Raw genomic sequence first — 20,346 nt, 5'->3', positions numbered from 1 at the left:
CGAGTTTTCTGGAATATGGAGTTTTCAATAAAAGGTTTTTGCGGTCTGGTAGGAGCGATGGCTGTGACGTTATGGAGCTGCGGAAGCAAACAAACCGCCGAAGAAAAACGCAAAGCCGACAGCCTGGCAGCCTGCATTGCCGACGGTATGCCTTCCCGCGCAGCCGCGATCCGCAATGCAAGCCTGGTGACGGAAGGTGCCGGCGATAGTACCGGTATGGTGTGGATTCCCGGCGGGAAATTCCTGATGGGCGCCGACGAGTTTCCCGATGCGCGCCCGATGCACGAGGTAACCGTGAATGGCTATTATATCGATTCCCATGAGGTAACCAATGCCGAATTCGCCGCTTTTGTAAAAGCGACCAATTATAAAACCGTCGCCGAACGCCCATTGAACCCAGCCGATTATCCCGGTGTGCCGGCTGATAAGCTGGTTCCCGGCTCGGCGGTTTTTACGCCCACGCCTGCACGCGTGAGCCTGGATAACCCGCTGCAATGGTGGAATTACGTGGCCGGAGCCGATTGGGCACATCCCGAAGGACCTTCCAGCTCGATCAAAGGCCGTGAAAACTATCCGGTGGTACATGTTTCGTATGAAGATGCTTCCGCTTATGCAAAATGGGCAGGTAAGAGGCTCCCTACCGAAGCAGAATGGGAGTTTGCAGCACAGGGCGGGAAAGGCAATCACACCTATTACTGGGGCGACCAGCTAAAACCCGGCGGCAAATGGGTTGCGAATATTTATCAGGGAAGTTTCCCTGACAAGAATACCAAAGAAGACGGCTATCTTACGGCAGCGCCCATTAAGTCCTTCCCTTCGAATTCTTACGGGCTTTACGACATGGACGGCAATGTCTGGGAATGGTGCGAGGACTTGTATCGTCCCGATTATTACCAGAAAAGTCCCGCCGCTAACCCGAAAGGGCCGTCGGATAGCTACGACCCCGACGAGCCCGGCGCAGTGAAACGCGTCCAGCGGGGAGGCTCGTTCCTTTGCAGCGACGACTATTGCATTCGTTATAAAGCCGGAAGCCGCGGCAAGGGCGAAGTGACGAGCGGGAGCAACAATCTTGGTTTCCGTTGTGTAATGGATAAAAAATGATGTGATCATCAAATCGATAGTATTATGAGTACGCGCTTTCTGACCGTACCGGGGCTGGCGAGCTCGGGCCCGCAGCATTGGCAGACCATCTGGGAAGAGCAATATCCACACCGTTTCGACCGCGTACAGCAGGAGAACTGGGACTGGCCGGTGAAAGAGGACTGGGTTGCGCAGCTTCAAAAGCAGATCGGCGAACTCACCGAGCCGACGATCCTCATTGCGCATAGCCTGGGATGCATTACCGTGGCGCATTGGGCGCAGGAATTTAGTTCGGAGCTGATCAAGGGCGCATTATTAGTGGCCCCGGCCGATGCCGAACTTTCGAAAAGATTGAATTTTGTCGTCGGGTTTACGCCCATACCTGTGCGTACGATTCCTTTCAAAACGATTGTGGTAGCGAGTACGAACGACATTTACGCGACAATAGGCCGGTCAAAAGTATTTGCCGCGAACTGGGGAAGCGATTTCGTCAATGTGGGCAAAAAAGGGCATATCAATGCCGTATCGGGGCTCGAAGACTGGGTCGATGGTAAGAAGATATTGGAGCGCTTTGATGACGTAAAATTGCTGGAAAGCGAAGCAACGCGCTCCTGACAAACGACGTATAGGATTGTTAAAGCCTGTTAATGATTTGTTAAGTACTTTTTATTCTTTATATCTTTCAAAACAATTCTTCTACACTTTAAACGATTGAAATTATTATGAAAAGAATGTTTGTACTCGCAGCAGCTGGTTTGCTTTTCAATGTTGCTGCAATTGCCAACGGTCCTGGAAAGAATGCTGCCGACAAAACTTTGAAGGTGGATCCCAAGGCAAGCACTATTAATTGGGGCGCTAAAAAAGTAACGGGAACGCATGCCGGAACTGTGCCTCTGGAAAGCGGCACACTCGTGGTTGATAACGACAAGCTCAAAGGAGGTAGTTTTGTGGCCGACATCAAATCACTCGTTGTGACCGATGTGACCGACAAGGAAATGAACGGCAAGCTTACCAATCACCTCAAAAGCGACGACTTTTTCTCAGTTGAAAAACACCCGCAGGCTAAGCTCGTGATTTCTACCGTGACGCCAAAAGGCGGAAATGCATATGATGTAACCGGCAAGCTGACGATCAAAGGGATTACCCAGGATGTGAAATTCCCGGCAACCGTTACAGCCGATGCCAAAAAAGTGACTGCCAACGCGAAAGTAGCGATCGATCGTACCAAATACGATATCAAATTCCGCTCGACCAACTTCTTTGAAAACCTCGGAGACAAGGCGATCGAAAACGATTTTACACTCGATGTAAATCTGGTGGCGAACAAATAATCAACGCATATTTAAAAGGCATGAAATCCGGTTTGAGCAATCAGACCGGATTTTTTATTGCCCGCAGAGCCTTATATTTGAGAGGTACGATTTGATAACTGATAGAAAATCTATGAAAAATTTTATCGCCGGCCTGGCTATATGCACATCGATCTTCACAGGGCAGACATTTGCCCAAACCGAAAACAAACTACCCGATTGGACTATCGGTGGTTTCAAACGACCAGCCGGCGTGAATCCCGTGATATCTCCCGACAGCACCTCGCATTTCTTTTGCCCTATGAAAAAGCGGCATGTCGATTGGGAGTCGAATGATACATTCAATCCCGCTGCGGCTATCAAAAACGGCAAGATCGTGGTGCTCTACCGCGCGGAGGATAAGGCCGGCAAGGCGATTGGTATGCGTACTTCGCGCCTCGGCTACGCCGAAAGTGAGGATGGGATCCATTTCAAAAGGAGAAAAGAACCGGTGCTGTTTCCTGCTGAGGACAGTCAGAAGGCTAATGAATGGCCCGGCGGCTGCGAAGACCCGCGTGTGGCTGTAACAGAAGATGGGTTGTACGTCGTGATTTATACCCAATGGAACAAGGACAAGGCGCGCCTTGGAGTCGCTACGTCCCGCGATTTACTCAAATGGGAGAAATATGGGCCCGCTTTCAGGGAGGCCTATCATGGCAAGTTCAACAACATTTGGACAAAATCCGGCTCTATTGTGACCAAATTGGTTGGAGATAAGCAGGTGATCGCAAAAATAAACGGCAAATACTGGCTCTATTTTGGAGAGGCAAATGTGAATATAGCCACCTCCACCGACCTCATCAACTGGGAACCGGTGGTCGATAGCAAAGGCGAGCTCGTCAATCTGATTTCGCCAAGAAAAGGTTACTTCGACAGCAACCTCACCGAATGCGGCCCCCCGGCCATCCTGACCGACAAGGGAATTGTATTACTTTATAATGGTAAAAACGACAAAGGCGAAGACGGCGACAAACGCTTTACGCCGAACAGCTACTGCGCCGGTCAGGTATTGTTTGATAAAAATGACCCTACCAAAGTCCTCGCGCGCCTCGATGCGCCGTTCTTCCGTCCGATGGAACCGTTCGAAAAGAGCGGCCAGTACGTAGCAGGGACGGTTTTCATTGAAGGAATGGTGTATTACAAAAAGAAATGGCTCCTCTACTATGGCTGCGCCGATTCACGTGTAGGAGTGGCTGTATACGATCCCGCTGCCAAAACCCCTGGCGATCCGTTGCCCTAATGCGTTGGTACGAAGCAAGAGCTTCGCGCCGGTAGCAGGTCAGTACAGGATAGTCCATCAGATATTTTTAGGAATTTTTGGATATTAATTTCTGCTTTTTTAAGAGGAGGTTGATGCCCCAATAATTCTTGAAGTAAGGGAAGTCAGTTGTTCAGAAGTCACTAAACCTATAAATGCGATCAAAAATGAGTTTCAGATTTATCAAGGCCGGAATGCTTCTGGCCGCCGTGATGACCCTCACCAGCCAGGTCGATACTTTTGCCCAAAAAGCCGAAAAAGGCTTTAAATCCATCTTCGACGGAAAAACACTGAAAGGCTGGGACGGGGATCCGAAATACTGGCGTGTCGAAAACGGCTCCCTCGTGGGGGAAATAACTCCTGAAACGCTCTTAAAAACCAACTCATTCATCATTTGGAAAGGCGGCGAGCCGGGAGATTTCGAATTAAAGGGATCCTTCAAGATCGCGGCTGCCGGTAACTCCGGTATCAACTACCGCAGCGAACAGTTGACCGACGTACCTTTTGCATTGAAAGGCTACCAGGCCGATATCGATGGCAAAAACAACTACACCGGCCAGAACTACGAAGAGCGCAAGCGTACCACATTGGCCTACCGCGGCCAGAAAACGGTCATCAAGGAATATACAGGCGAAAAAACACCGGAAGCTATCCGCAAGAACGTGGCGAGAAATGCTTGGACAGGCTTCGAAGTGGTAGGCTCGCTCGGTTCTTCCGATTCTTTGAAGACATTGATCAAAAGTGAAGATTGGAATACTTTCCACCTCGTAGTGAAGGGAAATCATCTCCAACACTACATCAATGGCGTCCTCATGAGTGATGTTACCGACAATGACACGGTAAATGGAGCCAAAAAAGGCCTTTTAGGTGTACAGGTACATGTAGGCCCACCAATGAAAGTGGAATACAAAGACCTGCGCATCAAACAATATTAATCAAACATCTGCTGTCGGCTGTTGGCCGTCGGCTTAATGCCTACTATGAATAAAATCGGATTTAATGTGCTGGCCTGGACGGCGGCAGTTTCGGATGACTTGTTTCCGATCATCGAAAGACTGAAAACGATTGGATACGACGGTGTCGAGTTCTATTTAGGCCCCCAGGAAGCCGCGGCTTACCAACGGATGGGCAGTTTTGTGAAAGACCTGGGCCTTGAAACTACGGCGGTAATGACGGTCGGTGCCGACGAAAATCCGGTGAGCGAATCAGCGGAGGTTCGGGGAAGAGCTTTGGACAAAATCAAATGGGCTGTTGACCGTGCCCATGACCTGAATTCCAAAGTCATTTGCGGACCTTTCCACTCGGCACATACTGTTTTTGTAAACCGCCCGGCCGAAGATCGGGAATATGCATTGGCGGGTGAAGTTTTGAATGCGGCTGCCGATTACGCCGCACAGGCCAACATCACATTTGCCCTCGAAGCGCTTAACCGTTTCGAATGCTACCTGTGCAATACCATGGAGCAGCTGCTCAAACTCGTAAAGGCCGCGGACCATCCGAATGTTCGGGCGATGTTCGACACCCACCATTCCAATATCGAGGAGAAAAGCTATTTGAGTGGCTTGCAGACGATCGCACCGGTGCTGGCGCACGTACACATCAGTGAGAACGACCGCGGTACGCCGGGAACCGGGCAGGTGAAGTGGGATGATGCTTTCCCGGCGCTGGCGGCTATTAAATACGATGGCTGGCTGACGATCGAGGCATTTTCGCGGAACGATCCCGGTTTTGCGAATGCAATCGGCGTGTGGCGAGAATTCAATGAGCCGTGGGACATTGCCGAAAACGGCTACAAATTTATCCGCGAAATGGGCCTGAAACACGGGCTTTGATCAACCACCTTTTTCAGTCCGGGTTTATGAAGAATCTATTGAAATCAATGCTGGCGTTCGGCATTGCACTGATCACTTTCGGCTCCAATGCACAGGACGATCCCGCGAAACACCGGGTCGTGTACAAAGGCGACAAAGGGCCGGGGGTGGGTAAAAACATCGTTTTTATTGCCACCGACCACGAATACCGCGGCGAAGAATCGCTTCCCGCACTGGCGCGGATTATGGCCAGGCGCTACGGGTTCACCTGTACGGTCGTGTACGCGCTCGACTCGAATGGCTACATTTACCCGGGTAGTTCCAATGTAAAAGGCCTCGACGTGCTCGATAAGGCCGACTTGATGGTGCTTTTTATGCGTTTCGCGCATTTCGAAGACAAGGAAATGCAGCATTTCGAGAACTACCTCAAACGAGGAGGGCCCATCGTAGCGTTCCGCACGTCGACACATGCATTTGAAATTAAAAATGACCCGAAATGGGAGCATTATACCTGGAACTATAAGGGGCCAAAAACGGAATGGAAAGACGGTTTCGGCGAACATATTTTGGGTGAAACCTGGGTGTCGCATTATGGGACGAACCATAAGCAATCCTCTAAAATCGTCATCGACGAAACACAGACGACGCATCCGATCATGCGGGGCGTGAAGGATATGTGGGTTCAGTCGGGAGGTTATACGGCAGCGCCCAAAGGAACTGTGCTGGCAAAAGGCCAGGTGCTGAATGGCATGACCGCCGATTCGCCTGCCGATCCGACGAAAGAACTGCTGCCGGTTGCCTGGATTCGCGATTATCAAATGAAGGGGGGCCGGAAAGGCCGCGCCTTCACCACTACGCATGGTGCGTCCGAGGATTTGTTGAATGAAGGTTTCAGAAGGATGATCGTGAATGCGATGTTCTGGGGACTGGGACTTGAAAATGCTATTAAACCGAATAACGACATTGCATTTGTGGGCCCTTACAAGCCTACTACATTCAATTTCAGCGGGTACAAAGCGAATGTGAAGCCCTCCGATCTGGCTGGTTGGGATTCGCTGATCATGCCGGGCGAGGTAGTGAAAAAGAAGTCGAAGTGATTTTTATGTAATTGAAAATAAACTTTTTAATGTCTCAGCAACTTCCATTTCGCTTTGGATCAGAGGTTTACACCTGGTTCATGAGCAACAGCGGCCAAACACACCAGGGCCGGTTAGGACACATGATCGAAGTCATCGCCAAAGCGGGCTTTACCGGTATTCAACCTATTTTTACCTGGATGGGCGATCTTCAGGACCCTGATCTGCTCGAAGCCAAACTGAAAGAACAAGGTATCGAACTCGCCGCATTGGCCCTCGCACTGGACTGGAACGAGTCCGAAGAGACCGAACGCGAACGCGAAGTGGCGGACCACGCCATCCGTGTGCTGCAGCGCTTCCCGGGTGCGGTTTTGAACACAGTACAGATCCCGGCCGGCAGGCATAACATCGAAGAGCGGCAAAAGCGCCTCGTGAACATCGTCAACACCGTTTCGCGCCGTGCCGCCGACAAAGGCGTGCCTTGTAGCTACCATCCGAACTCGCCGCATACCTCCATAATCCGTACCGAGGAAGATTACAAGATCGTTCTTGAAGGCCTGGATGCGTCAGTAACCGGTTGGACGCCCGATGTAGGCCATATCATCAACGGTGGCATGGATCCGCTCACGAAAATGAAGGAATATCAGTCGCTGATCAACCATGTGCATTATAAGGACTGGGACGGCAACCCTGAGTTTACATTAATGGGTAATGGTAAGGTAGATCTGCCCGGCGTAACCCAGTGGCTGAAAGACATCAATTACAAAGGCTGGATCATCTGCGAAGATGAAGGCGAGGAAGCCCTCGAAGACCCCGATTTCGTGACATTGCACGACGGGAAGTGGATTCAGCAGGAGTTGATTCCGGCACTAAAATAGCATCTCCCCATGCCCACAATAAAAACCAACGGTATCAACTTTTACTACGAAGAACGCGGTTCCGGCGAGCCTCTGCTCCTGATTATGGGCATAACGGCGCCGGGCGCGGTATGGAATGTGCATGTTGCCGACTGGAAGCATCATTTCCGCTGCATTATCGGCGATAATCGTGGTGTAGGGCTGACAGATAAACCGGCCGGACCGTATTCTACCGAGCAAATGGCGGATGACTATGCCGGCTTACTCGATTCTTTGGGTTTGGAAAACGTGCATGTGATCGGTTGCTCCATGGGTAGTACCATCGCGCAGCAACTCGCGATAAGGCATCCTCACAAGGTCAAATCGCTCGTGTTAATGTGCCCGTGGGCGCGTTGCGACAATTATGCCAAGGGCCTTTTCCAACATATTATGAATGCCAAGGCCCGTTTCAGGCCGGAGGAGTTCAGCTTGTATATTCAGTTGCTGATCTTTTCGAAATCGTCGTGGGACGATGCGAAACAACACGAGGACCTCGAAAATGGCCGTAGTGTAGATGCATTCAACCCATTCCCGCAGCCATTGCACGGACTGGAAGGACAGGCGGCTGCCTGCATTAACCACAATGCATTGCCGGAACTGGGTAAGATCAACGCCCCGACACTGGTCATAGGCGGCAGGGAGGATATTTTTACGCCGGTATGGATGGCGGAAGAGGTCGCCGGTGGCATTCCGGGTGCCGAGCTGTTTTTGTACGATAAGCTCGGGCACGCGTTCCATTTTGAGAATACAGAAGATTTCAATGCAAGAGTGAGAAACTGGCTGACCAGCGTACCGGTAGCCTGACCTCCCATTTTTTGAGTTAAAAGCATTAAAGCCAGGCATTTTGCGCCTTTTTTAGGTTTAGATAATTCGAGGTTTAATTGAGATATAATGGAGATTGCGGATTCAAAAGGTCAGGATCAGACAGCGCAGGATTGGAAAGATAAGGTGTCGAACTACGTACAGATAGGCGGCATCGAAACTTCTGTGCTCGATAATGGTGCTGGCAGAGGCACTCGCATAGCGTGGATAAATACTGGCGGTGGGTTGCGGTTTAAAGTCGTGATAGACCGTGCGATGGATATTGCCGAGGCATTTTATAACCAGCATAGCCTCGCGTGGATCAGTCACGGGGGTGTTACCTATCCGCAACCGTTTTCTGACAAAGGCATTGACTGGCTCCGCACGTTTGGAGGCGGCCTGCTTACTACCTGTGGCCTCTCGCACGCGGGCGGGCCGGAGTCTGACAGTTTCGGCGACCGCGGATTACATGGTTTGATCGGTAATCAGCCTGCGGAAATCGTTTCGATCGTTCAGCCAGACTTGCGCGCTGGGAAATACGATATGAGCATTACCGGCATTATCCGCGAAACGCGGCCTTTCGGACCAAGTTTGGAATTGAAAAGAACGATTTCAGCCACGTTGGGAGAGCCAAAACTGCGCATTCACGACGAGGTGATCAACAAAGCCAATACCGCCACGCCGCATATGTTGCTGTACCATTTCAATTTTGGATGGCCGATCGTGGACGAGGGTACCGACATTCTCTGGAATGGCCAATGGCGCCCGCGCTTTGAAGAGAATGCAAAGATTTTCAAAGAAGGTAATGCATTCAAGAAAGCCCCGGCACCGCTGGAAAGCCACTTGGGAAGCGGAGAAGAAGTAGCCTTAATTGATGTGGACGCCGACATTTTCGGAGATAGCATTTGTGGATTGCACAATGCGAAGCTCGGATTGGCCGTGGCATTGAAATTCAAAAAAGAACAGTTGCCCTGGCTAGCCAACTGGCAACATTGGGGCAAAGGGGAATACGTAACGGGTATCGAGCCGAGTACGCACCCGCTTTCCGGGCAGGCTAAGGCAAGGGAAGACGGAACGTTGATTTTTCTGGAACCGGAAGAAACGCGGGAATATGATCTGGAACTGAGCGTATTGACTGCGAGGGAAGAAATCGAAGAATTTGAATTAAAGGTGAATGTGTAGCGATACTGTCCCCCTGAGCGGCCCGGTCCGCTCAGGACGACAAGAACGACAGTACATTAACACACAGTGAAAATTTTAACTAAGTATACCAAAAACCAATTCTTTAATACAAAAACAATGGGACTTTCAAGTATAGCTGAGAAGGCGTTGGAGCAGGGGAAGGGAATTTTACGTCTGGCCCCGACATGGGTGCCGCGTTCGTTTTGCGTTCCTGGCCGCAGGATCAAGTTGCACCCCGACGATTATTACGTGCTGGGTGGAGAGCGTGGTGGTATCGATGAGCGCTGGTTGTCATCCACAACTCCTGCGGAAAACGGGCCGCTTACAGGTGAAAATGAAGGTTTGAGCCAAATCGTTTTGGAAGATGAATCAGGGATTCAAAAAGTGACATTGCGGGACGCGGTAGAAGAGCTGAAAGGTCAGATTATAGGCGACAGACTTTGGGATCAATACAAGAGCTGGCCCATGTACTCCAAGTTTTTTGACAATATGGGGCCACTTCCGCATCACATTCACCACAGAGATGAGCACGCCGCTATGGTGGGCCAGAATGGAAAGCCGGAAGCCTACTATTTCCCGCCTCAATTGAACAATCACGGTGGTGATTTTCCATACACATTCATCGGAATCGCTCCCGGTACAACCAAAGAGCAGATCAAAGAATGTCTGATGAACTTCACCAAAGGTGACAACAAGATTACCAATTACTCCCAGGCGTTTCGTCTGGAGCCGGGAACAGGCTGGGATGTGCCTCCTGGCATGTTGCATGCGCCGGGTAGCTTGTGTACCTATGAGCCTCAAAAAGCATCGGATATTTTTGCGATGTATCAATCGCTTGTCAACGAGGCGGTGATTCCGGAAGAGTTGCTTTGGAAAGGAACGCCGAAAGACAGAATTGGCGATTATGACCTGTTGATGGAAGTGATCGACTGGGATTTGAACGTAAATCCTAATTTAATGGAGAAGCATTTCATGCGCCCCAAACCGGTAAAAGATGTCGCTGTGATGGCCGAAGAAGGATATAGCGAAAACTGGATTTGCTATAAAAACGAGGCTTACAGTGCCAAGGAAATTACCGTTTTTCCAGGACAGACTGTTACCATTACTGACGCTGCTGCATACGGAATGATTGTAATGCAGGGACATGGAAAATTCGGTGTGTGGGATATCGAAACCCCTGCATTGATCCGCTATGGACAGTTAACCAACGACGAGTACTTCGTAAGCGAAGCTGCTGCGGTCGAAGGCGTAGTGATCAGCAACCCTTCGAAAACAGATCCTATTGTGATCTTGAAGCACTTCGGTCCGGGCAACCCTGACCTAGTATTGTAAATAAACTTCGGCTTTCGGCCGACGGCCGAAGTCCCCCACCATAAATTCCTCAAACCATGCCTGAAAATAATTTCCCTAAACTCCACAACGCCACATGGCCTGGCATCGTGGGCAAAGGTTCTGATTCGGAACCGATCATTCCTTTTGATACGCTTTTGGAAAAAACTGCCGCTGCCGAGGTGGACGGTGTGAAATTCGACGGTGTCGATATCGGTCTTTTCGACGAGCATATTGGTGAATATCTGAATAGCGCCGACGGTGGTAAACGCCTGGCGGATAAGCTGGCTGGGTATAACCTCGAAGCCGGCAGCCTTGTAGCCAACGTTTGGGCTGGTTCTGCAATGGGCAGCAAGGACGCACGCGATACGTTTGTGGAGCAGGTCCGCAAGGCATGTGAATTTGGGAAGCAACTCCGTGATGCCGGTGTAAGGCAGGGAGGCGTAATCCGCATCGATTCGGCTTCTTCGCCGGAAGCATGGTCGGCTGATCCCAAAGGTAATACCAAGCAAATTGCCGAGACTTTCAGACGTGCTGCCGACGTTGCCGCTGATTTCGGTGAAAGGCTGGCTGCGGAGGGGGAAATCTGCTGGGGTGGTATGCATAGCTGGAAAGCTATGATCGATACGCTCGAAGCGACAGACCGCCCGAATGTAGGTTTCCAAGCCGATATGTCACATACATTCCTTTATCTGCTCGGCTACAATGCACCGGAAGATCGTATTTTGCCCGCAGATTTCCAGTGGAACGACCGGGCCACATTGGATGAAGCCTTCAAGAAAATGACCGCTGCGCTTCGTCCGTGGACCATCGATTTCCACGTAGCACAAAACGACGGCACCGTTCACGGCACCGGTTCGCACGACAAAACCGGCCGCCACTGTCTGGCTACCGATCCAAACGGCAAGCTCGACATCGTGCACCACGCCGGATTCTGGCTCCGCGACGAAAAAGGCGAGCCTACGAGAGCGTTCCGCCATATCTGCTGGGATGGCTGCATGTTCCCCAACGAGGTAATGTACAAGCAGCAAACCTGGAACGACATCCTCGCTGCGCTCGTGAAAGTGCGCAATGCGCATGGGTGGGTAGCGTAATGGTTTTCGATTACAGACCATAGACCGCCGACCATGGACCATGATATGGACTAGCAAACGCATGGTCTATGGTCCATCGTCCATGGTCAAAAGTATATTCCAAAAACCTAGGGCCCGAAGCGAATCGCTTAAAGCCCCAACTAACAAAACCTTATGTCAGAAAAAAAGCAAATTCGTGTAGCGCTGATCGGTTCCGGTTTGATGGGCCGCACGCATACCAATGGTTATAAAAGGATCGGGGACTTTTTTCCTGAGCTCGAATACCGCCCGGTGCTGGCGGCTGTTTGCTCCCGTAACGAGGAGAAAGTGAAGGCCTTCGCCGAGCAGTGGGGATACGAATCGTACGAAACCGACTGGCGCAGGATCATCGAGCGCGACGATATCGACGCGGTGGATATTTGTACACCGAATGATACCCACGCCGAGATCGCATTAGCAGCGGCTGCGAAGGGAAAAATGATCCTTTGTGAAAAACCCCTCGCACGTACGCTTGCGGAAGCGAAGGCAATGGTGGAGGCTATTGAAAAAGCGGGAGTTAAAAATACTGTCTGGTACAACTACCGCCGCGTTCCGGCCGTGACCTTGGCGAAGCAAATTGTGGATTCAGGTAAACTGGGACGTATTTTCCATTACCGCGCGAACTTCCTGCAAGACTGGACGATCAGCCCGGATGTGCCGCAAGGTGGAACCGCTACCTGGCGCCTCGACGTGGACGCGGCAGGCTCCGGAGTAACCGGCGACTTGCTGGCGCATTGTATCGACACAGCCATGTGGATCAATGGCGGTATCAAGGACGTTTCGGCCGTGGCTGAGACATTCATCAAAGAGCGTAAGCACACCGGAACTGGCGAAGTTCAGAAAGTGGGCATCGACGACGCTTGTATTTTCCATTGCCACTTCGATAACGGCTCACTCGGCCTTTTCGAGTCTACTCGTTACGCACGCGGCCACAAGGCGCTTTATACTTTTGAAATCAATGGCGAACACGCATCGATCCGCTGGGATCTGCATGATCTGAACCGCCTGGAATACTTCGATCACAACGACGAGTCGATCGTTCGCGGATGGAGATCGATCCTTGTCACCGACAGCGATCAGCCTTACATGAAAAGATGGTGGATTCCCGGGACCAGCATTGGTTACGAGCATTCGTTCATCCACCAGGCAGCCGATTTCTTCGAAAGCCTGCAAACCGGCAAACCTTGTTCACCGACTTTCCGCGACGCTTACGAAACACAGAAAGTGTGCGAAGCGGTACTGGATTCGGCGGCTTCCAAAAGCTGGAAGGATACCGGCGTACATTGGGAAGGTTGATCCAATAACGCATTCATAATCTGAGGCTTTGACCATTTCCTGCGGGATAGGTTAAAGCCTCAGTTTCGATACTGCTATGTCCGACTACATTCTGAGGATTAAGGAAATTTCCAAGTCATTCTCCGGTGTGAAAGCGCTGGACAATATCCATTTTGACCTGATAAAAGGCGAAGTACATGCCTTAATGGGTGAAAATGGGGCCGGGAAATCGACGTTCATGAAAATACTGATCGGATTGGTTGCGCCCGATTCCGGGGAGGTTTTGCTGGAAGGCGAAAACCTGATCGGTAACAATGTAAATGAGACTTTGAAAAAAGGTATTTCCATGATCCATCAGGAAATCCTGATTATTCCCGAACTGACCGTGGCGCAGAATATTTTCCTGGGAAGGGAAAGGGAGGTTTCTGGTAAAAAAGGACTGCTTTCCGGCTGGTTGAATGATTCGGAAATAAACCAGCGAGCGGGCGCATTGCTTGACCGGATGGGTGTTGACATCGCGCCAAAGACGAAAATGAAACACCTCAGCGTGGCGCAAATGCAGATGGTCGAGATTGCGAAGGCTGTTTCGAACGACGCGAAAGTAATCATCATGGATGAGCCTACTTCGGCTATTTCAGATAAGGAAGTCGGTACATTATTCCAGATTATCCGTGATCTGAAAGCGCAGGGTGTTAGTATTATTTACATTTCCCACAAAATGGATGAGATATTCCAGATTTCGGATACCATTAGCGTGCTCCGCGATGGGAAATACATCGGCACGAAAAGTGCCGCCGATCTGGATCAGAATGCATTGATCGCCATGATGGTGGGAAGAGAAATAGATCAGATGTTTCCGGAAGCAACGCAGCCGGCAGGGCGGGAAGTACTTTCGGTGCAGAACCTGGGTAGGGCTGGTAAGTTTTCAAATATCAGTTTTGATGTAAAATCCGGCGAAATACTGGGGTTAGCGGGGTTGATGGGTGCGGGAAGAACTGAGATAGCAAGAGCAATATTCGGGCTGGATCAATGGGATGAGGGAGAGATCTCGATCAAACAATCGCCGTTTTGCGCACGTACGCCACGCGAGGCCATCGACCGCGGAATTGGATATGTGAGCGAGGACAGGAAAGGGCTTGGGTTTATTCCAAGGATGTCGGTAAAGAGCAATATCACACTTTCGAGCATGAAAAATCACCGCAAAGGCGGTTTTATCAATACACACAGCGAACAATCGGCCACCGAAAAAATGATTGCCGATTTGAAGATTAAGACAGCGGGGGATGATCAGCACGTCACTTATTTGAGTGGAGGGAACCAACAGAAAGTCGTTATCGGCAAAGTACTGCTTGCCTCGCCTGAGATCATTATCCTCGACGAGCCAACCCGCGGCGTGGACGTAGGGGCCAAGTTTGAAATTTACAAACTGATCCGCAGCCTGGCCGATCGGGGCATGGCGATCATCATGATATCATCGGAGCTGCCGGAAATCCTGGGACTCAGCGACCGGATTCTGGTTTTATCCAAAGGAAAACAAACCGCGCTGCTTTCCAGGGCGGAAGCGACACAGGAGTTGATTATGCGGTATGCGGTAGCGTGAGCGGAGTGGCGACGGCCGACCACTGACCGCCGACATGTAATGCAGATTACATACGAATCGAAATTTAAAAGAAGCAAACGGCGGTCAAACCGAACCACGGCACAATACCCAACAAACGAATGAACAAGCTCTCCAAATTAGGCCAGTACGGCATCTTTTTCGCATTTGCATTGATATGCCTGGTGCTGGCGTTGAGTACGCCGAAGTTTTTTACCGTTTCGAACCTGCTGATCATTGGTAATCAGGTGTCAATCAACGCATTATTAGCATTTGGTGTCACTTTTGTGATCATCACCGGGGGAATCGACCTTTCGCTTGGCTCGATGGTAGCGGTAACAGGCGTAGCCGCCGCGACATTCGCTCACCCCGATACTTATCCGCTCGTGGTGCCGCTGCTCGTCGGACTGGGAGCCGGCTCTGCCATGGGTGCATTCAACGGGCTGGTGGTTACCAAAAGCAAAGTCCCTCCATTCATCGTTACGCTCGGAACGATGACAATCGGGCGAGGGCTCGCATTGATTCTCAGTAAGGGAAGGCCGGTATCAAATCTTTCCGATTCATTCAATTTCATCGGAGGAGGTAATATTTGCGGAATTCCATTTCCTATCATTGTTCTGCTCATTGCATTCGCGGTATGTTCGGTTATTTTGAATAAAACGATTCTCGGACGCTATATGTACGCGGTTGGGGGCAACGAGCCTGCTGCGCGTGCGTCAGGTATACGTGTGAGCCGTGTCAAGATGTGGGTATATACGATTTGCGGGCTGCTTTCTGCGTTAGGAGGTATTTTGCTTACGTCGCGCATCACGACTGGTCAGCCCAATGCCGGTGCCGGCTTCGAGCTGGATGCTATCGCGGCTGCGATAATCGGCGGTACCAGCACCTCGGGCGGCACGGGAACCATGACAGGCACATTGATCGGCGCCTTGCTGATAGGAGTAATCAGCAACAGCCTCGATTTGCTGAATGTAACCTCCTATTACCAGCAGGTGGTAATGGGTGTGATCATTATCGGCGCCGTGGTGCTGGATGGGGTTGGGAAGAAGGATTGATTGAAGGAGGAAAGGGGGGGAGGGAAGAAGGGGAGGATGGAGAAGTGGGATTTGAAAATGATTTTAATATTAAAACATAAACTGACGGGCTACCGCTGATAACTCTATGAAACGCAACGCAATTTTCGCAATATTCATCGCGACAGTCCTTTTGGCGGGCTGTAATCAATCGTCTGACAAAGAGACGGGATCGGATGGAGGGAAAAAACTGGTGATCGGCGCTACGATGCTGAGCATGCAGAATGAGTTTATCGTGAATGTGAGCGACGCAATGGAGGCGAAGGCGAAGGAGATGGGCGTAGAATTGATCACCGTCGACGCCGAGCGCTCTGCGTTGAAGCAGGTGGAGCAGGTGGAAAGCTTTATCGGCCAGGGAGTGGACGCGATTATCATGAATCCCTGCGAAGTGGAAGCAAGCTCGCCGGCGATCAAACTGGCGATGGATGCGAAGATTCCCATTATCAATGTCAATTCCGAAACTTCTGCCAAGCCCACGGCATTTGTAGGCTCGGATGACACCGAATCGGCACGCATCGCGATGAAATACATCGCCGAAAAGCTGGGAGGAAAAGGCAACGTGCTGATGATGCACGGCTTCATGGGCCAGGCCGCGCAGATCCGGCGCGATAACGGTGCGAAGGAAATCCTGAAAGCCAATCCGGGCCTCAAACTGCTCGCCGAGCAAACCGGCGAATGGGACCGCGCCAAGGGAATGTCCCTCACAGAAAACTGGATCCAATCCTACGGCGATAAAATCAACGCCATTTTTGCTCAAAACGACGAAATGGGCATGGGCGCGGTGAAAGCACTGGAAGCCGCAGGCTTAAAAGGCAAAGTACTCGTGGTTAGCGTAGACGCTATTCCGGATGCATTACAAGCTGTAAAAAAGGGAACCTTGGACGCCACGGTTTTCCAGAATGCCAAAGAACAGGGCGGAAAAGCGATAGAAACGGCAGTGAAAGCAGCTAAAAAAGAGGCATTTGATAAGGAAGTGATTATTCCTTTTCAGCTGGTGACGAAGGAGAATGTGGGGGAGTTTTAAAAGAAAAACATTCATAACCTGGACCGAAGATAGGAGATAAATCCGCGCCTTCCAGAAGTTTCATGGCCTGTTCAAGCTTGGCTTGGGTGAATGCTTCAACGGATGGATAGGTAACTACCTCCCGAGGGCGTCTTCTTTCACTTTTATTCAATGTACTTTTCATAGTCTTCTAATTAAGAACGCGTCATAGTGTTTACCAGAGCGAAATGGCTCAATTTGCCAGCCGTCCATTCCATAAATTTCGATAAAATTTTTCGCTTTTGAAATCTCTCTGCTGATGGTAGCGCGGTACAGTCGAGTACGCGCAGGAGAATTGCCTGTGATGTGTACAGTAGCCGAAGGGTATTTTTCCAGAAACAAAAATACGCATTGGATCACGGTTGCCATTACTTTGGGCATGTCCGAATTGTTACTGACGGTGACATCAGTGGTTGCTCCATACTGATCAAGATCCATCAGCGCAAGGTTGAAGACGGAGGGGGTATCGGGTAAAGCAGCAAATGTGACACGTTTTGAAATCCGCTTTTGTTCGCTTATACTTTCAAACTCGAAAAGAAGACGGTTTTCTCTTGCAGTTAAAGGATAAAATTCTAAATCCATACAATCGGGAGATAACAGGTACCATATCGAATGCAGGAAGTTGAGCGGAGTATGTGTAACAAATGTAAAATAATCTCCCCTTAAAAGTAAAACGGGCGGCGCCTTGCCCTTTTACCTCCGAATGGCATTTGCCAGTTTTCCTAAAACCAATCAAATCACTGATGAACACTTTCAATATCAACCGCCGTAGCTTTCTCCACGGGGCCACGGCTGCATTGGCACTTTCCACTTTCGGAGCGCAGGGAATGGACCTGATGAACCCAGCCAAAACCTGGCGCGTGGGATTAATCGGTACGGGTTGGTATGGCAAAAGTGATCTTTTCAGGTTGATTCAGGTAGCGCCCGTGGAGGTGATCGCGTTGTGCGATGTGGATAAAAACCAATTGAACGAAGCGGGTAAACTGGTGAGCCAGCGGCAGAAGTCAGGTAAGACGCCTAAGTTGTACGGCGATTACCAGAAAATGCTTGCTGAAAATGAAATGGATATTGTACTTATCGGCTCGCCAGACCACTGGCATGCATTGCAGATGATCGACGCAGTGAAGGCCGGCGCACACGTGTATGTACAGAAGCCCATCAGCGTGGACGTGCTGGAAGGTGAAGCGATGGTTGCCGCAGCCCGCAAATACAAGAAGGTAGTACAGGTGGGAACGCAGCGGAAAAGTACGCCGCATTTGATCGACGCCAAGAAAAACATCGTCGACGCAGGCTTGCTGGGCAAGATTTCCCACGTCGAAATGTGCTGCTATTACCACATGCGGGCCAATGGTAATCCGCCGGTAGAAGCCGTTCCGGAATACCTTGACTATGAAAAATGGACAGGGCCCGCGCCCCTGCGCCCATACGACGGCTCGCCGCATGTGCGCTGGTGGCGGACGTTCATGGAATATGGCAATGGCATTACCGGAGACATGTGCGTGCACATGTTCGACACGGTGCGCTGGATGCTGAAACTGGGCTGGCCAAAGAAAATCACGTCGACGGGCGGTATTTATGTGCAGAAAGAAGGCAAGTCCAATATATCCGACACGCAATCAGCCATTTTCGAATACGACGGGTTGAACTGCGTTTGGCAGCATCGCACGTGGGGCACGCCAAACAATCCCGATTATCCATGGTCATTTACACTCTATGGCGAGAAAGGGACGCTTTGGGCGAGTACGATGGCTTACGATTTTATTCCGCAAGGCAAAGGCGAGAAGATCCATAAGGACGTTGTTTACGAAAAGGAAAAATATCCCGAGGATTTAAAAGAGGACAAGATTGAGCTCAATGCGGCACCTGCAACGCGCCTGCATATGCTCGATTTCCTGAGCGCTATAGAGAATAACGGCAGACCTGTTGCCGACATCGAGGAGGGACATATTTCGACTGCAAGCTGCATTTTGGCAAATCTTTCGATGAAAACAGGCCGTTCGATTGTTTATGACCCAATAAAGCGCGAAATTGTGGGAGATAGAGAGGCGAATGCGTTACTGGCCCGTTCTTACCGGGCTCCTTACAAACATCCAGACTATAAGCATGTCTAGGATACCTCATTAAAGTTCGTGGTCCCTTATATATTCCCAGTACATCGCGTCCGGCAAACTCCGGGCGCGTTTTTGTTTAAGGCCGGTTTATTTTCAATACGCCGCTGCAACAGACGAGGCAGGACTGCGGTAAAGTAAATAGAGGGGTTGAGTGCTATGCAAACGTTTGAAATGCACCGAAATAAGTAATTTTGTCGATCGATATATCAATTTTATTTGTTTACAAGTTTAATAGATGTTTCGCGGTCTTTTAAACCAATTACCCCCTGAAACTGTCAGAGTAATGTAACATAACCAAACGTTCAAAAACACAATGAAAACCATAGTGAAGTTGATAAAATCCGCTGGCATGGCGGTTGTGGCGGGTGTATTCCTGATGGCGTGCAGCAATGCCCTTCAAGTCAGTTACGATTACGATTCGGCGGTGAATCTCAAGCAGTTCAAAACCTTCAAAGTGGAGGCCGAGCATAATATGGAGCAAGACCCATTGCTGGGTAGCGAACTGAACAGACGCCGTCTGGGCGATGCCGTAGTAGAAGTGATGGAAGCCAAAGGCTACAAACTGGATCAGCAGAATCCCGAAATCATAGTACGTTTCATGACCGACGTGAAGGACCGTCAACAAGTACGCTCCAACAACATGTATTCGCCTTATATGTGGTGGTACGGCGGCGGTAACAATATCTCGACTTACAATTATCAGGAGAGCCGTTTCATTCTGAACATCTACCAAAAAAACACCGAGCGAATGGTGTGGCAAGGCTGGGCTTCGGGAAAAGTGAAAGCGCCAACCAAGAAGGAAGATCAGAATACGATGATCAAAAATACTATGGCTGATATTCTTCGTTCTTTTCCGCAGGCAACGCTGGATACTTACAGCCGGAAATGATTTTTAGGGTTAATAGTCACAAAAATGCCGGGCTTGCGTCCGGCATTTTTGTTATGAATCAAAATCTTCTTTCAAACCCGCTTCTTCCATTCTAATCCTGCTATATTCTTCGGGCGCGGGCTCATCGATCGGATAATGTTCTTCCTCATATCGATTGATCAGCAACGCGAGAACATCAGCCTCTTTGGCCTCCTGAGTGCCCACAGACGCGTCAAAAAAGCATATCGAGTCGTTCAATGCCTCATTGTATTCTTCTTCGGTTTCTATCAGTTTTACGTCTACCATCTTCTAGATTGTCTTAGCGGTAATGCGGTCATATTCAGCATGGGTACCGAGCCATTTGATCATGATTCTTTTGTGTTCAAAGCTGATTCGGGTTACCATCTGGTAAAATTCTTTCAATTTTCTGAAACTGATTACATTCATGAAATACTGTGCATAGATTTAAACAAAAATAGAGCGGGA

21 protein-coding genes are annotated in these 20,346 nt (G+C 50.1%); 18 read left to right on the top strand and 3 right to left on the bottom strand.

Annotated elements, in window-relative coordinates:
- The first annotated feature begins 15 nt into the window (after positions 1–15).
- From ACTJJJ_RS25575 to ACTJJJ_RS25500, 16 genes are all read left to right on the top strand, one after another.
- On the top strand, positions 16–1,101 hold the full coding sequence (locus ACTJJJ_RS25575; RefSeq protein WP_440703426.1) for a formylglycine-generating enzyme family protein: 1,086 nt from the start codon (positions 16–18) through the stop codon (positions 1,099–1,101).
- A 24-nt stretch (positions 1,102–1,125) separates the two neighbouring features.
- Positions 1,126–1,695: an RBBP9/YdeN family alpha/beta hydrolase gene (locus ACTJJJ_RS25570; RefSeq protein WP_426292072.1), complete on the top strand. Its 570-nt coding sequence runs from the start codon at positions 1,126–1,128 to the stop codon at positions 1,693–1,695.
- A gap of 116 nt (positions 1,696–1,811) precedes the next feature.
- Positions 1,812–2,411, top strand: a complete 600-nt coding sequence (locus ACTJJJ_RS25565; RefSeq protein WP_188937378.1) for a YceI family protein — start codon at positions 1,812–1,814, stop codon at positions 2,409–2,411.
- A gap of 112 nt (positions 2,412–2,523) precedes the next feature.
- Positions 2,524–3,669 carry a glycoside hydrolase family 130 protein gene (locus ACTJJJ_RS25560; protein WP_188937020.1) on the top strand — a complete coding sequence of 382 codons (1,146 nt, stop codon included), beginning with the start codon at positions 2,524–2,526 and terminating at the stop codon, positions 3,667–3,669.
- A gap of 212 nt (positions 3,670–3,881) precedes the next feature.
- Entirely contained in the window at positions 3,882–4,622 is a 741-nt protein-coding gene (locus tag ACTJJJ_RS25555) for a 3-keto-disaccharide hydrolase (protein WP_426295877.1), read from the top strand.
- Positions 4,623–4,667: 45 nt separating this feature from the next.
- On the top strand, positions 4,668–5,519 hold the full coding sequence (locus tag ACTJJJ_RS25550) for a sugar phosphate isomerase/epimerase family protein (protein WP_440703425.1): 852 nt from the start codon (positions 4,668–4,670) through the stop codon (positions 5,517–5,519).
- A gap of 26 nt (positions 5,520–5,545) precedes the next feature.
- The gene (locus ACTJJJ_RS25545) at positions 5,546–6,595 is read left to right on the top strand and encodes a ThuA domain-containing protein (RefSeq protein ID WP_440703424.1); all 1,050 of its coding nucleotides are present in this window, start codon (positions 5,546–5,548) and stop codon (positions 6,593–6,595) included.
- A 29-nt stretch (positions 6,596–6,624) separates the two neighbouring features.
- On the top strand, positions 6,625–7,452 hold the full coding sequence (locus ACTJJJ_RS25540) for a sugar phosphate isomerase/epimerase family protein (RefSeq protein ID WP_188937012.1): 828 nt from the start codon (positions 6,625–6,627) through the stop codon (positions 7,450–7,452).
- A gap of 9 nt (positions 7,453–7,461) precedes the next feature.
- On the top strand, positions 7,462–8,274 hold the full coding sequence (locus ACTJJJ_RS25535; protein ID WP_440703423.1) for an alpha/beta fold hydrolase: 813 nt from the start codon (positions 7,462–7,464) through the stop codon (positions 8,272–8,274).
- An 87-nt stretch (positions 8,275–8,361) separates the two neighbouring features.
- Positions 8,362–9,453 carry an aldose 1-epimerase family protein gene (locus tag ACTJJJ_RS25530; protein ID WP_440703422.1) on the top strand — a complete coding sequence of 364 codons (1,092 nt, stop codon included), beginning with the start codon at positions 8,362–8,364 and terminating at the stop codon, positions 9,451–9,453.
- Between the two features lie 117 nt (positions 9,454–9,570).
- Positions 9,571–10,785 carry a hypothetical protein gene (locus tag ACTJJJ_RS25525; RefSeq protein WP_440703421.1) on the top strand — a complete coding sequence of 405 codons (1,215 nt, stop codon included), beginning with the start codon at positions 9,571–9,573 and terminating at the stop codon, positions 10,783–10,785.
- Positions 10,786–10,841: 56 nt separating this feature from the next.
- Positions 10,842–11,876, top strand: coding sequence for a TIM barrel protein (locus tag ACTJJJ_RS25520; protein WP_440703420.1), 1,035 nt, complete (start codon positions 10,842–10,844; stop codon positions 11,874–11,876).
- Positions 11,877–12,029: 153 nt separating this feature from the next.
- Positions 12,030–13,190, top strand: a complete 1,161-nt coding sequence (locus ACTJJJ_RS25515) for a Gfo/Idh/MocA family protein (RefSeq protein WP_188937001.1) — start codon at positions 12,030–12,032, stop codon at positions 13,188–13,190.
- Between the two features lie 76 nt (positions 13,191–13,266).
- Entirely contained in the window at positions 13,267–14,769 is a 1,503-nt protein-coding gene (locus ACTJJJ_RS25510; RefSeq protein WP_440703419.1) for a sugar ABC transporter ATP-binding protein, read from the top strand.
- A 119-nt stretch (positions 14,770–14,888) separates the two neighbouring features.
- Complete coding sequence (locus ACTJJJ_RS25505; RefSeq protein WP_440703418.1) at positions 14,889–15,821, top strand: ABC transporter permease; 933 nt, start codon at positions 14,889–14,891, stop codon at positions 15,819–15,821.
- A 106-nt stretch (positions 15,822–15,927) separates the two neighbouring features.
- Positions 15,928–16,863 carry a sugar ABC transporter substrate-binding protein gene (locus ACTJJJ_RS25500; RefSeq protein ID WP_440703417.1) on the top strand — a complete coding sequence of 312 codons (936 nt, stop codon included), beginning with the start codon at positions 15,928–15,930 and terminating at the stop codon, positions 16,861–16,863.
- Positions 16,864–17,022: 159 nt separating this feature from the next.
- Here the strand turns inward: ACTJJJ_RS25500 and ACTJJJ_RS25495 are convergent, their stop codons facing one another.
- Complete coding sequence (locus ACTJJJ_RS25495) at positions 17,023–17,463, bottom strand: DUF6934 family protein (RefSeq protein WP_440703416.1); 441 nt, start codon at positions 17,461–17,463, stop codon at positions 17,023–17,025.
- 161 nt (positions 17,464–17,624) lie between these two features.
- Here ACTJJJ_RS25495 and ACTJJJ_RS25490 point away from each other — a divergent pair, with 161 nt between their 5' ends.
- Both ACTJJJ_RS25490 and ACTJJJ_RS25485 read left to right on the top strand, forming a co-directional pair.
- Positions 17,625–18,992, top strand: a complete 1,368-nt coding sequence (locus tag ACTJJJ_RS25490) for a Gfo/Idh/MocA family protein (RefSeq protein ID WP_188936989.1) — start codon at positions 17,625–17,627, stop codon at positions 18,990–18,992.
- Positions 18,993–19,305: 313 nt separating this feature from the next.
- Positions 19,306–19,881 (top strand): DUF4136 domain-containing protein, encoded by a 576-nt coding sequence (locus ACTJJJ_RS25485; protein WP_188936988.1) that lies wholly within the window; start codon positions 19,306–19,308, stop codon positions 19,879–19,881.
- A gap of 51 nt (positions 19,882–19,932) precedes the next feature.
- Here the strand turns inward: ACTJJJ_RS25485 and ACTJJJ_RS25480 are convergent, their stop codons facing one another.
- On the bottom strand, positions 19,933–20,166 hold the full coding sequence (locus ACTJJJ_RS25480; RefSeq protein WP_188936987.1) for a hypothetical protein: 234 nt from the start codon (positions 20,164–20,166) through the stop codon (positions 19,933–19,935).
- A 3-nt stretch (positions 20,167–20,169) separates the two neighbouring features.
- Positions 20,170–20,265 (bottom strand): type II toxin-antitoxin system HigB family toxin, encoded by a 96-nt coding sequence (locus tag ACTJJJ_RS25475; RefSeq protein WP_369009296.1) that lies wholly within the window; start codon positions 20,263–20,265, stop codon positions 20,170–20,172.
- Between the last annotated feature and the right edge of the window lie 81 nt (positions 20,266–20,346).

This window comes from Dyadobacter sp. 22481 (genome assembly GCF_052044875.1).
In the GTDB taxonomy this organism is placed as follows: domain Bacteria; phylum Bacteroidota; class Bacteroidia; order Cytophagales; family Spirosomataceae; genus Dyadobacter; species Dyadobacter endophyticus.
The sequence above is the reverse complement of the archived record's forward strand: the minus strand, read 5'-3'. Positions and strand labels throughout refer to the sequence as shown.

What these genes read in the sequence shown, in the direction of transcription:
- ACTJJJ_RS25575 (WP_440703426.1), top strand. Translation starts at nt 16, where the DNA reads ATGGAGTTTTCAATAAAAGGTTTTTGCGGTCTGGTAGGAGCGATGGCT.
- ACTJJJ_RS25570 (WP_426292072.1), top strand. Translation starts at nt 1,126, where the DNA reads ATGAGTACGCGCTTTCTGACCGTACCGGGGCTGGCGAGCTCGGGCCCG.
- ACTJJJ_RS25565 (WP_188937378.1), top strand. Translation starts at nt 1,812, where the DNA reads ATGTTTGTACTCGCAGCAGCTGGTTTGCTTTTCAATGTTGCTGCAATT.
- ACTJJJ_RS25560 (WP_188937020.1), top strand. Translation starts at nt 2,524, where the DNA reads ATGAAAAATTTTATCGCCGGCCTGGCTATATGCACATCGATCTTCACA.
- ACTJJJ_RS25555 (WP_426295877.1), top strand. Translation starts at nt 3,882, where the DNA reads ATGCTTCTGGCCGCCGTGATGACCCTCACCAGCCAGGTCGATACTTTT.
- ACTJJJ_RS25550 (WP_440703425.1), top strand. Translation starts at nt 4,668, where the DNA reads ATGAATAAAATCGGATTTAATGTGCTGGCCTGGACGGCGGCAGTTTCG.
- ACTJJJ_RS25545 (WP_440703424.1), top strand. Translation starts at nt 5,546, where the DNA reads ATGAAGAATCTATTGAAATCAATGCTGGCGTTCGGCATTGCACTGATC.
- ACTJJJ_RS25540 (WP_188937012.1), top strand. Translation starts at nt 6,625, where the DNA reads ATGTCTCAGCAACTTCCATTTCGCTTTGGATCAGAGGTTTACACCTGG.
- ACTJJJ_RS25535 (WP_440703423.1), top strand. Translation starts at nt 7,462, where the DNA reads ATGCCCACAATAAAAACCAACGGTATCAACTTTTACTACGAAGAACGC.
- ACTJJJ_RS25530 (WP_440703422.1), top strand. Translation starts at nt 8,362, where the DNA reads ATGGAGATTGCGGATTCAAAAGGTCAGGATCAGACAGCGCAGGATTGG.
- ACTJJJ_RS25525 (WP_440703421.1), top strand. Translation starts at nt 9,571, where the DNA reads ATGGGACTTTCAAGTATAGCTGAGAAGGCGTTGGAGCAGGGGAAGGGA.
- ACTJJJ_RS25520 (WP_440703420.1), top strand. Translation starts at nt 10,842, where the DNA reads ATGCCTGAAAATAATTTCCCTAAACTCCACAACGCCACATGGCCTGGC.
- ACTJJJ_RS25515 (WP_188937001.1), top strand. Translation starts at nt 12,030, where the DNA reads ATGTCAGAAAAAAAGCAAATTCGTGTAGCGCTGATCGGTTCCGGTTTG.
- ACTJJJ_RS25510 (WP_440703419.1), top strand. Translation starts at nt 13,267, where the DNA reads ATGTCCGACTACATTCTGAGGATTAAGGAAATTTCCAAGTCATTCTCC.
- ACTJJJ_RS25505 (WP_440703418.1), top strand. Translation starts at nt 14,889, where the DNA reads ATGAACAAGCTCTCCAAATTAGGCCAGTACGGCATCTTTTTCGCATTT.
- ACTJJJ_RS25500 (WP_440703417.1), top strand. Translation starts at nt 15,928, where the DNA reads ATGAAACGCAACGCAATTTTCGCAATATTCATCGCGACAGTCCTTTTG.
- ACTJJJ_RS25495 (WP_440703416.1), bottom strand. Translation starts at nt 17,463, where the DNA reads ATGGATTTAGAATTTTATCCTTTAACTGCAAGAGAAAACCGTCTTCTT.
- ACTJJJ_RS25490 (WP_188936989.1), top strand. Translation starts at nt 17,625, where the DNA reads ATGAACACTTTCAATATCAACCGCCGTAGCTTTCTCCACGGGGCCACG.
- ACTJJJ_RS25485 (WP_188936988.1), top strand. Translation starts at nt 19,306, where the DNA reads ATGAAAACCATAGTGAAGTTGATAAAATCCGCTGGCATGGCGGTTGTG.
- ACTJJJ_RS25480 (WP_188936987.1), bottom strand. Translation starts at nt 20,166, where the DNA reads ATGGTAGACGTAAAACTGATAGAAACCGAAGAAGAATACAATGAGGCA.
- ACTJJJ_RS25475 (WP_369009296.1), bottom strand. Translation starts at nt 20,265, where the DNA reads ATGGTAACCCGAATCAGCTTTGAACACAAAAGAATCATGATCAAATGG.